The organism is Burkholderia sp. 22313, from assembly GCF_052045245.1.
Lineage (GTDB): Bacteria > Pseudomonadota > Gammaproteobacteria > Burkholderiales > Burkholderiaceae > Burkholderia.
Genome location: NZ_JBQEON010000029.1, coordinates 44522 through 57295 on the forward strand (window position 1 = coordinate 44522; position 12774 = coordinate 57295).

Genomic DNA, 12774 nt, shown 5'->3' on the forward strand with positions numbered 1-12774 from the left:
TTCAGGTGTTCAGCGTGTGTTCAGGGGTACGCGTCGGCCGTTCACGCGAATCCGGCCGACGCGAGAAACGCGCGGCTCGCCGCGACGTCGCGCAGGCTCGTACCGGCATTGCGCGGATCGCGCTCCTGCTCGATCGTGATATAGCCGGCATAGCCGATGTCGTCGAGCGTGCGGCGAATCGCGCGGTAGTCGAGCACGCCGCTGCCGATCGGGCACATCACGCCGCGCGCGCAGGCCGCGAAGAATGCGATGTGCTCGCCCATCACCGCGTCGTACACGGCAGCGTCGATGTCCTTGAAATGCACGTAGTCGAGCCGCGCCGCGTGGCGGCGCAGCCACGTCTCGGGATCCATCCCCGAGTAGTACAGGTGGCCGGTATCGAGACAGAGGCCGGCCGTTTCGGCCGCGATGTCGGCAACGATCCGGTCGATCTCGTCCGCGAACTCGATATAGCCGCCCGCATGCGGATGGATCACCACGCGCACGCCGAATTCGTCGCGCGCGATCGTCGCGATCTGGCGGATGTGGTCGATCATCCGCGCCCAGCTTTCGTCGGACAGGCGCGGCGCGCGCTCGGCGTGGCCGGCCGCGTAATCGCGTTCCTCGTGCCCCCAGTCCATCACGACCAGGTACGGCGCCGCGTAGCGCTGGCCGTGCTGCGTCGGCAGCTTCGGCAGGCGCGTGATCAGTGCGCAGATCTCGCGCGTCTGGCGCAGCAGGTTCGGCAGGTTCTCCGGCGACACCAGGTCGTCGAAGATCGTGCCGGCGGTGATGCTCAGCCGCTGCCGCGCGAGTTCCGCGCTCACCACGTCGAGGTCGAGCGGGATATAGCCGTACGGCCCGAGCTCGATGCCCGAGTAGCCGGCCTGCGCCGCTTCGGCGAGCACGTGCCGCCACGGCGGCAGGTGCGGGTTGTTCACGTCGTCGACGCCCCAGCAACAGGGCGCGCAGCCGATCTTCATCGTCATGTCGGTCGTCCGAAAGGAAAGCGGCACGCGGCCGTGAGCGTGGCCACGCGGCCCAGGTGTCGGCCGGTCAGCCGCGATAGAACGCCGGGCGTTCGGCCATCGCGATCGGCTCGACCGCCCCGCTCTTTTGCGCGCGCACGCAGGCGTCGGCCGCGACCGCCGCCGCGTAGCCGTCCCACGCCGACGGGCCGGTCAGCGCACCCTGGCGCACACCGTCGATGAACGCCTGCAGCTCGACGTCGTAGGACGCGATGAAGCGCTCCTTCCAGTCGGTCATGATCTCGACCGATTGCCGCGCCGCATGCTTCAGCCCGACGGCCGGCGGATCGGGCAGCTTCGCGATGCCCTGCTCGCCGACCACCTCGCACTGGATGTCATAGCCGTACTGGCAGTTCACGAAGATCTCGACGTCGATACGCACGCCGCTCGCGGTTTCGAGCAGCACGATCTGCGGATCGGCAAGATGGGCGCTCGCGTGGCGCGTCTTCTTCGGGTACACGACCTGCGCGCTCGCATAGTCCTCGCCGAGCAGCCAGCGCAGCACGTCGAGCTCGTGGATCAGCGTGTCGGTGATCGCCATGTCGGTGGTGTAGCGCTCGCCGACCGACTGGTTGCGGTGCGCGCAATGCAGCATCAGCGGCGCGCCGATCGCGCCGCTGTCGATCACGCGCTTCAGCGCGCGATAGCCTTCGTCGTACGGCCGCATGAAGCCGACCTGCACGAGCCGCTTGCCGTGCGCGACTTCGGCTTCGACGATCCGCATGCAGCCCTCGGCCGTGACGGCGAGCGGCTTCTCGCAGAACACCGGCTTGCCGTGCGCGATCGCGTCGAGCACGAACGCTTCGTGCGTCGGCCCCCATGACGTGACGAGCACGGCCTGCACGTCGGCGGCCGCGACGACTTCGTGGCCGTCGCCGTAGATTTCCGCGTCGAGCCCGTATTTCGTCACCGCGTCGCGCGCCTGCTGCGGATCGATGTCGTTGACGGCCACCACGCGCGCGCCGGAGAGCGTGCGCGTGAGCCTGCGGATATGGTCCTGGCCGATCGCGCCGCAGCCGATCACGCCGATTTGCAAGGTCATCCGGATATCTCCAGTCTTTCGTTCATCAACGGCGCGGCCCGTGCCGCGCCGATCGGTCATGGGTCAGCGCGTTGGCGCCCGCTCGAAATGGCGATCGACGTAGCGCTGGATCGTGTCGCGCATGTAGCGCGACGACGCCTCCGCGCGGTCCTCCCACGCGAACACGCACGACGACATCACACCGTCGAAACCGGCCTCGCCGAGCGCGCGGAAAAACCTGTCCCAGTCGATTTCGCCCTGCCCGATGTCGAGATGCTGGTGCACGCGAATCTGGTTCGAGCCGGGCGGGTTCACGATGTAGCGCAGCTGGCTGCTCTTGCGGTGGTCGAAGGTGTCGGCCACGCGCACGTGCGCGAGGATCGGCGCGGCCTGCGCGATCATCGCGGCCAGGTCGTCGCCGTAGTAGAACGTGTGCGGCGCGATGTACGACAGCTTCAGCGACGGCGAGCCGATATTGGTGACGATGTCGATCGCCGGCTGCAGCTGCTCGATCCAGTCTTCCGGATGCGGCTCGACCGACAGCACGATGCGTTCGCGCTCGAGGATCGGCAACAGCTCGTCCATCGAACGGAACCATGCGGCCTCGCACAGCGCCTGAGGGTTCGCGCCCGGACGCTCGCCGACCGAGCGCTCCGGCGACGCACCGCGCCCGAACTCGGATACCATCAGCGGGCACTCCATCTCGACCGCGACCTCGATCGCCTTCTTCCAGCAGCGCATCGCCCATTGCCGCTCGTCCTCGAACGGGCTGGCCCAGCGGTACATCGGCTGCAGCGACGCGAGGCCGACGCCACTGGCGCGCAGCGCGTGCCGGAACGCGGCCATGCGCTCGCGCGTCGCGCGCGGCATCACCCACCAGTCGAGAAAATCGCTGCGCGGCGACAACTCGATCTGGTCGTAGCCGAGCTCGGCGACCGCGTGCGGCAGCCGGTCGAGCGGCAGGTGGCGAATCATGTAGGGATCCAGAGCGATCTTCATGTTGTTCCCGGTCGATGAATCAGCGGCGCGACTTCTTGTTGCGGTACTGGTCGGCGATCACGGCCGCGACGATGATCGCGCCCTTGACCATCTCCTGGTAGTACGCGTCGATCCGGATGAACGTGAAGCCCGACGTCATCACGCCGAGGATCAGCACGCCGATCACGGTGCCCGTCACGCGCCCGAGGCCGCCCGACAGCGACGTGCCGCCGATCACGACGGCCGCGATCGCATCGAGTTCGTACATCACGCCCATGCCCGACTGGCCGGAAATCGCACGCGCGGCCGTCACGGTGCCGGCGATGCCGCTCAACAGGCCCGCGATCGCGTAGACGAACACCAGGTGGCGCGTCACGTTGATGCCCGACACGACGGCCGCATGGCGGTTCGCGCCGATCGCATAGGTGTACTTGCCGAAGCGCGTGTAGCGCAGCACCACGTGGAAGATCGCGGCGACGACCAGGAAGATGATCACCGGGTTCGCACCCGCGCCGATTGCCGCGAACGGATCGGTCAGCATCGACACCGGCATCCCGTTGGTGAACCACTTCGCGAAGCCGCGCGCGGCAACCATCGTGCCGAGCGTCGCGATGAACGGCGGGATGCCCGTCAGCGCGATCAGCGAACCGTTCAGCAGGCCGACCAGCAACCCGACGCACACGCCCGCCAGCACCGGCCAGATCACCGGCAGGTCGGTCAGGTGCGGGAACACCGCGCGCGGAAAATCGGATACCTGCGCGAGGCTGGCCGACACGACCGCCGCCGCGGCGACGACCGACCCGGACGACAGGTCGATCCCGCTCGTGATGATCACGAGGTTCACGCCGACCGCGATGATGCCGATCACGGCCATCTGCAGCACGATGATCTCGAGCCGCTCCGCGTTGAACAGGAAGCTCTGGCCGACCACGAGCCAGCCGATCACCTCGAAGAACAGGCTGATGCCCACCAGCACCAGGAAGATGCTCAGTTCGGGCGGCCACTTCGCGTGCCGCGTCTTGATCGTCAGGGACTGCGCGTCCGCGACCGGATTCAGGTTGCCCATTGCTTTGTCTCCATGCTTGTTGCGGCTCAGCGCGAGGCCAGGTCCATGATGCGGACCTGGTCGGCGTCCTTGCGTTCGACGATGCCGGTCATCCGGCCTTCGTGCATCACCATCACGCGGTCGCTCATGCCGAGCACCTCCGGCATCTCCGACGAGATCATCATCACCGCGACGCCCTTGCCGGCGAGCGCGCTGACGAGCCGGTGAATCTCGGCCTTCGCGCCGACGTCGATCCCGCGCGTCGGTTCGTCGAGGATCAGGATGCGCGGCTGCGTCAGCAGCCACCGGCCGATCAGCACCTTCTGCTGGTTGCCGCCCGACAGGTTCTGGATTTCCTCGTGCAGCCCGGGCGTCTTCACGCGCAGCATCCGGCTCATTTCCTCGCAGTCGCGCTTGAGCTGCGTCTGCCGCACGAAATTGAACTTCACGTAGCGGTTGCTGAGCACCGCCGCTTCCATGTTCGCGAGCAGGTCGAGATTCAGGAAGCAGCCGGTGTCCTTGCGATCCTCGGTGAGGAACGCCATCCCGTGCTTCATCGCCTGCGCGGGCGTGGCGATGCGCACCGGCTTGCCGTCGATGCGGATCTCGCCGGACGTCGCCGGCACGACACCGAACAACGCCTCCGCGACGTTCGAGCGCCCGGAGCCGACGAGGCCCGCGACGCCGAGGATCTCGCCCGCGCGCAGCTCGAAGCTGACGTCGCGGAACACGCCGTCGACGCCGAGATTCTTCACGGCCAGCACGACGTCGCCGATCGGTACCGCCTCCTTCGGGAACATCTGCGTGATCTCGCGGCCGACCATCATCCGGATGATGTCGTCGCGCGTGACGTCGGTCGACGCATGCGTGCCGATGTACTTGCCGTCGCGAAACACCGAGAACTCGTCGGCGATCTCGAACAGCTCGTTCATCTTGTGCGTGATGTAGACGATGCCCTTTCCCTGCTCGCGCAGCTGGCGAATGATCCGGAACAGGTGCGTGACTTCCTTCTCGGTCAGCGCGGAGGTCGGCTCGTCCATGATCAGCACGTCGGAGTCGAACGACACGGCCTTCGCGATCTCGACCATCTGGCGGCTCGCGACCGTCAGCGTGCGCACGTCGGCTTCCGGATCGATGTCGATCGACAGCCGCTCGAACAGCGCGGCGGTGCGCCGGCGCAGTTCGGCGTGATCGATCAGGCCGAAGCGGTTCTTCGGTTCGCGGCGGATCCAGATGTTCTCCGCGACCGTCATGTACGGCATCAGGTTGAGCTCCTGGTGGATCATCGCGATCCCGCGATCGAGCGCGTCGAGCGGACCGTTCAGCACGACCGGCTCGCCGTTGATCAGGATCTCGCCCTGATCGGGCGTGTAGACGCCGGCGATGATCTTCATCAGCGTCGACTTGCCGGCGCCGTTCTCGCCCATCAGCGCATGCACGGTGCCGCGGCGCACGCGGAACTGCACGCCGTCGAGCGCGACGACGCCGGGAAACGACTTGCCGACGCCGCGCACCTCGAGCAGGCAATCGGCAACGGGCGCGGCAAACGACGCGGCCGGCGCGCTTTCGCTGGCCATCGAGCGCGCGATCCTGGCTGTAAACATGGACGTTCCTCGAAAGTCGCACGCGAACCCGGACGGGCCGGGCTCGCGCGGTTCAGCGCAAACGCGGTCAGTGCTTCGCGTACTGGCTCATGTTCTCCGGCGTGACGAGCTCGAACGGCACGTTCACGTAGCGGTCGACGGGCTGCTTCTTCGCGAGCTTCAGCGCCGCGGCCACCGCCTGCGCGCCCTGCCCGGCCGCGTTCTGGTACACGGACACCTTCAGCTCGCCGCTCTTCATCGCCGCGAGCCCGTCCGGCGTCGCGTCGATGCCCGCGACGACCGTCTTCGGCGTCAACTTGCGCGCGGCCTTCAGCGCGTTGATCGCGCCGATCGCCATTTCGTCGTTGTTCGACACGATCGCGTCGAACTTCGTCCCGGAGCTCAGCCAGTTCATCGTGATGTCCTGGCCCTGCGTGCGGCTCCACTTGCCTTCGCGCTTGTCGACGATCTTCATGCCGGAACAGTCCTTGGTCGCGATCACGTCCTCGATGTCCTGGGTACGCGCACGCGCCGACTCGTTGGACAGCTCGCCCATCAGCACGAGGATGTCGCCCTTGCCGCCGAGCAGCTTGCACACCTGGCGCGCCTGCAGCGTGCCCGACTGCTTCTCGTCGGACGCGACCACCGCGACGCCGGCCGGCAGCTTGTCGAAATCGACCGGCTTGCGGTTCACGTAGACGAGCGGAATCTTCGCGGCGGCCACCATCCTGGTGATCTTCGGCGTCGCGTCGGTATCGACCGCATTCACGATGATCGCGTCGACCTTCTGCGCGATCATGTTCTGGACCTGGCTCAACTGCTTGCCGACGTCGTTGCCGCCGTCCTCGATCTGCACGGTCGCGCCGTCCTTCTTCGCCGCATCACTGATGCTGTTGCGCAGGATCGTCAGGAACGTGTCGTCGAACGATGCCATCGTCACGCCGATCTTCTCGGCATGCGCGAGCGGCATGGCGAGGATTGCGGCGGCCGCGGCGGCCATCAGCTTGGTCTTCATGATCACTCTGTCTCCTCATCTCCGGGGGCGGAAAGCGGCGCGTTGCGCGCCGCCGGGCCGAGTCCGATATGGACTGAAGCATCCGGATGAAACTGTAGATCACTTCCTCGAGAATTTGGAAATTTATTTCTACGTGATTTCACCTAGGGAACTGGATTTCCAAAAAGTCTAGACTCCGTTCCGTAGCCCGATTCCTTGCGGCAGGCATTCTCGTGTCGTGCCGCCCCCGTGACGGACAACCGTCGCGACATCGGTCCCCAAACCGCCGGCAGCGCCCATCGCCGGCCGCGAGCGTGATACATGATATGAGCCCGTTGAATTTTCCGACTGACCGCCCCATCGATCTCGCCTGCCTCGGCCGTGTCGCCGTGGATCTTTACGCGCAGCAGTACGGCAGCCGCCTGGAGGATGCGCGCAGCTTCCAGATGTATCTCGGCGGCTCGTCGGGCAACGTCGCGTTCGGCGTCGCCCGGCTCGGGCTGAAGACCGCGATGATCTCGCGCGTCGGCGACGAGCAGATGGGCCGCTTCGTGCGCGAGACGCTCGAGCGCGAAGGCTGCGACACGAGCCAGCTGCAGACCGACCCCGAGCGCCTGACCGCGCTGGTGCTGCTCGGGCTCAAGGATCGCGACGCGTTCCCGCTGCTGTTCGTGCGCGAGAACTGCGCGGACATGGCCGTGCGCGCCGACGAGATCCGCGAGGACTTCATCGCCGGCTGCCGCGCGCTCGCGATCACCGGCACGCACCTTTCGACGCCGGCCGCCCGCGAAGCCTCGCTGACCGCGCTCGGCTACGCGCGCCGCCACGGCGTCGTGCGGATCCTCGACATCGACTACCGGCCGGTGCTGTGGGGGCTGACCGCGCGCGGCGCGGGCGAGAACCGCTACGTGCCGGACGCGCAGGTCACGCGGCAGTTGCAGCAGGTGCTCGGCGAATTCGACCTGCTGGTCGGCACCGAAGAGGAATTCCTGATCGCGGGCGGCGTGCCGCACGACCTGATCGCGTCGCTCGAGGCCGTGCGCCGTGCGAGCAACGCGGCGCTGGTGGTCAAGCGCGGCGCGCTCGGCTGCTGCGTGATCGACGGCGACATCCCCGCGCGCATCGACGATGCGCCGACCTTCCACGGCGAACGCGTGGAAGTGCTGAACGTGCTCGGCGCGGGCGACGCGTTCCTGGCGGGCCTGCTGTCCGGGCTGCTGCGCGGGCGCGACTGGGCGGAAGCGACACGCATCGCGAATGCGTGCGGCGCGATCGTCGTGTCGCGCCACGCGTGTTCGGCCGCGATGCCGACGCCGGCCGAACTCGCGCACTGGTTCGGCGGCAGCCGCAACCCGCAGGTGGACGCCGATCGCACGCTCGCGCACCTGCATCGCGTGACTGTGCCGCGCCGCGCATGGGACGACCTGTGCGTGATGGCGTTCGACCATCGCAGCCAGTTCTACGAACTCGCGATGCAGGCCGGCGCAGACGAAGCGCGGATCAAGACGCTGAAGCGCCTGCTCGTGCGCGCGGCCGAACAGGTCGAGCGCGAGCGCCATCTCGACGGGCACGTCGGCGTGCTGATCGACGGCGGTGCGTACGGTCGCGACGCGCTCGCGTCGGCCACCGGCCGCGGCTGGTGGGTCGGCCGCCCGGTCGAACTGCCCGGCTCGCGGCCACTGTGCTTCGACGACACGCGCTCGGTCGGCTCGTCGCTCGCGCACTGGCCGACCGAACAGGTCGTGAAGTGCCTCGTCCACTACCACCCCGACGACGACGTCGACCTGCGCGTCGCGCAGGAGCAGCGCGTGCTGGAGCTGTGGGAAGCCACGCGCGCGAGCGGCAACGAACTGCTGCTGGAAATCATCCCGCCGCGCGCGGTCACGCCGGCCGGCACCGAGGACGACGCGGTGCTGCGCACGGTCGCGCGCTTCTACAACCTCGGCGTGCTGCCCGAGTGGTGGAAGCTCGCGCCGATGAGCGCCGACGGCTGGGCGCGGCTCGAGACGCTGGTGGCCGAACGCGATCCGCACTGCCGCGGCGCGGTGATCCTCGGGCTGAACCAGCCGCTGCAGTATCTCGTCGACAGCTTCCGCTCGGCGACCAATCCGATCGTCAAGGGCTTCATGGTGGGGCGCACGCTGTGGGCGGATGCGTCGCTGCACTGGCTCGCCGGCCGGATCGACGACCAGGCGCTGATCGACGAAGTGGCCGGCAATTTCGTGCAGCTGGTCGACGCGTGGCTCGGCCGCCGGGCCGCGGCGCGCGCCGCCGCTGCCGCCTGAGGCCTGGGGCTGCCGCCTGATGCCGATGCCCGTGACGACCACCCGACTCTTCCTGAACGACAGACGATGACCACCACCGTGAGACTGACCGTCAGCCAGGCGCTCGTGCGCTATCTGGCCGCCCTGCGCGCCGAAGTCGTCCAGCCGGACGGCCGCACCGAGATCCTGCCCTATTGCGGCGGCGTATTCGCGATCTTCGGCCACGGCAACGTGGCCGGGCTCGGCGAGGCGCTGCACGCCGAGCGAAACCGGCTGCCGACCTTCCGCGCGCACAACGAGCAAGGGATGGCGAATGCGGCCGTCGCGTTCGCGAAAGCGAATTTCCGCCAGCGGATGATGGCCGCGACGTCGAGCATCGGCCCCGGCGCGACCAACATGCTCACCTCCGCCGCGCTCGCGCACGTCGGCCGGCTGCCGCTGTTGCTGCTGCCCGGCGACGTGTTCGTGTCGCGGCTGCCCGACCCGGTGCTGCAGCAGGTCGAGGATTTCGAACAGGGCGACGTCAGCGCGAACGACTGCTTCCGGCCGGTCACGCGCTACTTCGATCGCATCACGTCGCCCGAGCAACTGCTGGTCGCGCTGCCGCGCGCGATCCAGGTGATGACCGATCCCGCGCAGTGCGGGCCCGTCTGCCTCGCGTTGCCGCAGGACGTGCAGACCTTCGCGTACGACTGGCCCGAGGATTTCTTCGCGCCGCCGGTGATCCGGATGCGCCGGCCGCCGGCCGACGCGCTCGAGCTCGCCGATGCGCTCGACGTGCTGAAAGCCGCGAAGAAGCCGCTGATCGTCGCCGGCGGCGGCGTGCTGTACAGCCAGGCGTGGGACGCGCTGCGCGCGTTCGCCGACACGCACGGCGTGCCGGTCGCCGAATCGCAGGCCGGCAAGGGCAGCCTCGCGTGGGACCATCCGCTGAACCTCGGGTCGATCGGCGTGACGGGCTCGCCCGCCGCCAATCGCGCGGCCGCGCAGGCCGACGTGGTGTTCGCGGTCGGCACGCGGCTGCAGGACTTCACGACCGGCTCGCATGCGCTGTTCGGCAACGCGACGCTGCTGAGCCTGAACGTGCAGTCGTTCGATGCGGGCAAGAAACGCGGCCGGCAATTGATCGCGGATGCGCGCACGGGCCTCGGCCAGTTGTCGGCCGCGCTCGCGGGCTGGCACGCCGATGCGGCGTGGAGCGCCGCGAACCGCGACCGGGCCGCCGCATGGAACGCGCGCGTGACCGAGCTGACCACTCGCATCCCGAAGGACACGCTGCCCTACGACGCGGAAGTGATCGGTGCGGTGCGCGATTCCGCGGCCGACGCGGGACGCGACAGCGCGCGCGACGATCTCGTCGTGTGCGCGGCCGGCACGCTGCCGGCCGAGCTCCACAAGCTGTGGCGCAGCGGCGTGCCGGGCAACTATCACATGGACTATGCGTACTCGTGCATGGGCTACGAGGTCGCGGGCGGCCTCGGCGCGAAGCTCGCGCGGCCCGGGCGCGAAGTGATCGTGATCGTCGGCGACGGCTCGTACATGATGCTCAACGCGGAACTCGCGACGTCCGTGATGCTCGGCCGCAAGCTCATCGTCGTGATCCTCGACAACCGCGGCTACGGCTGCATCGAGCGGCTGCAGCTGAATTGCGGCGGCGCGAGCTTCAACAACATGCTCGACGACTGCGTGCCCGAAGGCGGCGAGCGCTCGACGATCGACTTCGCGATGCATGCGCGCGCGATGGGCGCCGAAGCCGTGTACGTGCGCGACGTCGCCGAGTTGCGCAGCGAGATGAAGCGTGCGCGTGCGGCCAGGACGAGCCAGGTGCTCGTGATCGACACGACCCACGAACGCACGACCGCGGACGGCGGCGCGTGGTGGGAAGTCGCGGTGCCGCAGGTGTCCGCGCGCGCCGGTGTCGAGCGCGCGCACCAGACGTATCTCGACGAGAAAACCCGGCAGCGGCGCTAATGCCCTTTCGCCTTCGATCAACCGTCCCGCGATAACAACATTCGAACCAAGGAAGCACAAGCCATGAGCTGGAACGTTCGCATCGGTATCAATCCCCTGTCGTGGATGAACGACGACCTGCCGTCGCTCGGCGGCGAGACGCCGCTCGAGACGGCGCTGAAGGAAGGCGCCGAGATCGGCTATGCGGGCTTCGAGCTCGGCAACAAGTTTCCGAAGACGGGCCCGGAACTGAAAGCGAAGCTCGCCGAGTTCGGGCTCGTGTGCGTGTCGGGCTGGTATTCCGGATTCCTTGCGGAAGTCGAACCGGGCATGACCGACGCCGACTCGGTCGCCGCCGAAATCGAGCGCTGCCGTGCGCACCTGACGAAGCTGCAGTTCAACGACGTGAAGGTCGTCGTGTACGGCGAATGCGCGGGTACGGTCCAGGGCAACATCGACACACCGGTCGCGAAGCGGCCGCGCTTCGTCGACGACGAAACGTGGCGGCGCTACGCGGCGCGCCTCGACGCCTTCGGCGCGCATCTGCTCGACACGTACGGGATCAAGCTCGCCTACCATCACCACATGGGCGCCTACGTCGAATCGCCGGACGACGTCGACCGGCTGATGGCGCTGACCGATCCCGCGAAGGTGTTCCTGCTGTTCGATACCGGCCACGCGTATTTCGGCGGCGCGGCCGATCCGGTCGCGCTGCTGAAGAAGCACGTCGCGCGTGTCGTGCACGTGCACTGCAAGGACGTGCGGCCGCAGGTCGTCATGCAGGCGCGCAACGGCGGCTGGAGCTTCCTGAACGGCGTGATCAACGGCACCTTCACGGTGCCGGGCGACGGCGCGCTCGACTACGAAGCGACGCTGCGCACGCTGAAGGACGCCGGCTACGAAGGCTGGCTGGTCGTCGAGGCCGAGCAGGACCCGGCCGTCGCGCCGAGCTACCCGTATGCGAAGAAGGGCTACGAGTCGCTGCGCGCGATCGTCGACCGATTGAGCGCGTAAGCGCTGCCACCCCGCCGTCACCTCATTGCGGAGCCCCACTCCATGACGATTTCTCCCCTGCTGGTCAAGGCGTCGCCCGAGCGTGAAATCTGCAACGTCACACCGGAGTCGGCCGGCTGGCAACACGTCGGCTTTCGCGCGCTGCGCCTGAAGGCCGGCGACACCGAAACGGTCGATACCGGCACGCGCGAACTGTGCGTCGTCGTGCTCACGGGCACGCTGCGCGCGGAAGTCGACGGCGCAACCTACGATGCGCTCGGCAAGCGCGACAGCGTGTTCGAGGAAGTGTCGCCGGATGCGCTGTACGTGCCGGGCGGCAAGACCGTCACGCTGGTCGCGACGCGCGACGCGGAAGTCGCGCTGTGCACCGCGCCTTACGCGAGCGGCGACAAGCGCGTACAGCGCCTCGACGGCGAACGGATGCGCCGCGCGGTGCGCGGGCAAGGCACCAACACGCGCTACGTGTGCGACATCCTGATGGGCGACAACCCGGCCGCGGACCGGCTGCTCGTCGTCGAGGTGATCACGCCCGCGAGCCATTCGAGCAGCTATCCGCCGCACAAGCACGATCGCGACGCGGCTCCGGACGAAACGTCGCTCGAGGAAACCTATTACCACCGGATCGATCCGCCGCAGGGCTTCGCGTTCCAGCGCGTGTACACGGACGATCGCAGCCTCGACGAAGCGTGCGCGGTCGAGAACCACGACGTGGTGATGGTGCCGCGCGGCTACCACCCGGTGGTCGCGCCGCACGGCTACAACCTGTACTACCTGAACGTGATGGCCGGGCCGACCCGCGCGTGGGCGTTCAGGAACGATCCCGCGCACGCGTGGATGCTCGACGCGGCGCCGAAGCGCTGAAGCGTCGATGCGCTGAACGATCGACGGCGCGGCACGCGACGCACGACGCACGACGCG

The 12774-nt window shown here is 68.1% G+C and carries 10 protein-coding genes; 4 read left to right on the forward strand and 6 right to left on the reverse strand.

Features of this window, described 5'->3' with window-relative positions; genetic code table 11:
- Positions 1 to 41: 41 nt before the first annotated feature.
- The 6 genes from ACTJKF_RS22555 to ACTJKF_RS22580 all read right to left on the reverse strand — a co-directional run bounded on the left by ACTJKF_RS22555 (position 42) and on the right by ACTJKF_RS22580 (position 6649).
- The gene (locus ACTJKF_RS22555) at positions 42 to 968 is read right to left on the reverse strand and encodes a TIM barrel protein (RefSeq protein WP_440626251.1); all 927 of its coding nucleotides are present in this window, start codon (positions 966 to 968) and stop codon (positions 42 to 44) included.
- Positions 969 to 1035: 67 nt separating this feature from the next.
- A complete protein-coding gene (locus ACTJKF_RS22560) occupies positions 1036 to 2049 on the reverse strand; it encodes a Gfo/Idh/MocA family protein (protein ID WP_440626253.1) in 1014 nt (337 codons plus the stop codon).
- A 63-nt stretch (positions 2050 to 2112) separates the two neighbouring features.
- Complete coding sequence (locus ACTJKF_RS22565; RefSeq protein ID WP_440626255.1) at positions 2113 to 3027, reverse strand: sugar phosphate isomerase/epimerase family protein; 915 nt, start codon at positions 3025 to 3027, stop codon at positions 2113 to 2115.
- A gap of 19 nt (positions 3028 to 3046) precedes the next feature.
- Complete coding sequence (locus ACTJKF_RS22570) at positions 3047 to 4072, reverse strand: ABC transporter permease (protein ID WP_006753148.1); 1026 nt, start codon at positions 4070 to 4072, stop codon at positions 3047 to 3049.
- 26 nt (positions 4073 to 4098) lie between these two features.
- Complete coding sequence (locus ACTJKF_RS22575) at positions 4099 to 5655, reverse strand: sugar ABC transporter ATP-binding protein (protein ID WP_440626258.1); 1557 nt, start codon at positions 5653 to 5655, stop codon at positions 4099 to 4101.
- Between the two features lie 67 nt (positions 5656 to 5722).
- Positions 5723 to 6649 carry a sugar ABC transporter substrate-binding protein gene (locus ACTJKF_RS22580; RefSeq protein WP_440626260.1) on the reverse strand — a complete coding sequence of 309 codons (927 nt, stop codon included), beginning with the start codon at positions 6647 to 6649 and terminating at the stop codon, positions 5723 to 5725.
- A 305-nt stretch (positions 6650 to 6954) separates the two neighbouring features.
- Between ACTJKF_RS22580 and ACTJKF_RS22585 the strand changes: the two genes are divergently transcribed.
- The 4 genes from ACTJKF_RS22585 (at position 6955) to iolB (ending at position 12717) form a co-directional block, all read left to right on the forward strand.
- Positions 6955 to 8913 carry a bifunctional 5-dehydro-2-deoxygluconokinase/5-dehydro-2-deoxyphosphogluconate aldolase gene (locus ACTJKF_RS22585; protein ID WP_440626262.1) on the forward strand — a complete coding sequence of 653 codons (1959 nt, stop codon included), beginning with the start codon at positions 6955 to 6957 and terminating at the stop codon, positions 8911 to 8913.
- A gap of 66 nt (positions 8914 to 8979) precedes the next feature.
- The gene (gene iolD, locus ACTJKF_RS22590) at positions 8980 to 10863 is read left to right on the forward strand and encodes a 3D-(3,5/4)-trihydroxycyclohexane-1,2-dione acylhydrolase (decyclizing) (RefSeq protein WP_440626264.1); all 1884 of its coding nucleotides are present in this window, start codon (positions 8980 to 8982) and stop codon (positions 10861 to 10863) included.
- 63 nt (positions 10864 to 10926) lie between these two features.
- Complete coding sequence (iolE, locus tag ACTJKF_RS22595; RefSeq protein WP_440626266.1) at positions 10927 to 11856, forward strand: myo-inosose-2 dehydratase; 930 nt, start codon at positions 10927 to 10929, stop codon at positions 11854 to 11856.
- A 42-nt stretch (positions 11857 to 11898) separates the two neighbouring features.
- A complete protein-coding gene (gene iolB, locus ACTJKF_RS22600; RefSeq protein ID WP_440626268.1) occupies positions 11899 to 12717 on the forward strand; it encodes a 5-deoxy-glucuronate isomerase in 819 nt (272 codons plus the stop codon).
- Positions 12718 to 12774 lie beyond the last annotated feature (57 nt).

Excerpts from the sequence above, each read along its gene's own strand:
- ACTJKF_RS22555 (WP_440626251.1), bottom strand. The coding sequence starts at position 968 with ATGACGATGAAGATCGGCTGCGCGCCCTGTTGCTGGGGCGTCGACGAC.
- ACTJKF_RS22560 (WP_440626253.1), bottom strand. The coding sequence starts at position 2,049 with ATGACCTTGCAAATCGGCGTGATCGGCTGCGGCGCGATCGGCCAGGAC.
- ACTJKF_RS22565 (WP_440626255.1), bottom strand. The coding sequence starts at position 3,027 with ATGAAGATCGCTCTGGATCCCTACATGATTCGCCACCTGCCGCTCGAC.
- ACTJKF_RS22570 (WP_006753148.1), bottom strand. The coding sequence starts at position 4,072 with ATGGGCAACCTGAATCCGGTCGCGGACGCGCAGTCCCTGACGATCAAG.
- ACTJKF_RS22575 (WP_440626258.1), bottom strand. The coding sequence starts at position 5,655 with ATGTTTACAGCCAGGATCGCGCGCTCGATGGCCAGCGAAAGCGCGCCG.
- ACTJKF_RS22580 (WP_440626260.1), bottom strand. The coding sequence starts at position 6,649 with ATGAAGACCAAGCTGATGGCCGCCGCGGCCGCCGCAATCCTCGCCATG.
- ACTJKF_RS22585 (WP_440626262.1), top strand. The coding sequence starts at position 6,955 with ATGAGCCCGTTGAATTTTCCGACTGACCGCCCCATCGATCTCGCCTGC.
- iolD (WP_440626264.1), top strand. The coding sequence starts at position 8,980 with ATGACCACCACCGTGAGACTGACCGTCAGCCAGGCGCTCGTGCGCTAT.
- iolE (WP_440626266.1), top strand. The coding sequence starts at position 10,927 with ATGAGCTGGAACGTTCGCATCGGTATCAATCCCCTGTCGTGGATGAAC.
- iolB (WP_440626268.1), top strand. The coding sequence starts at position 11,899 with ATGACGATTTCTCCCCTGCTGGTCAAGGCGTCGCCCGAGCGTGAAATC.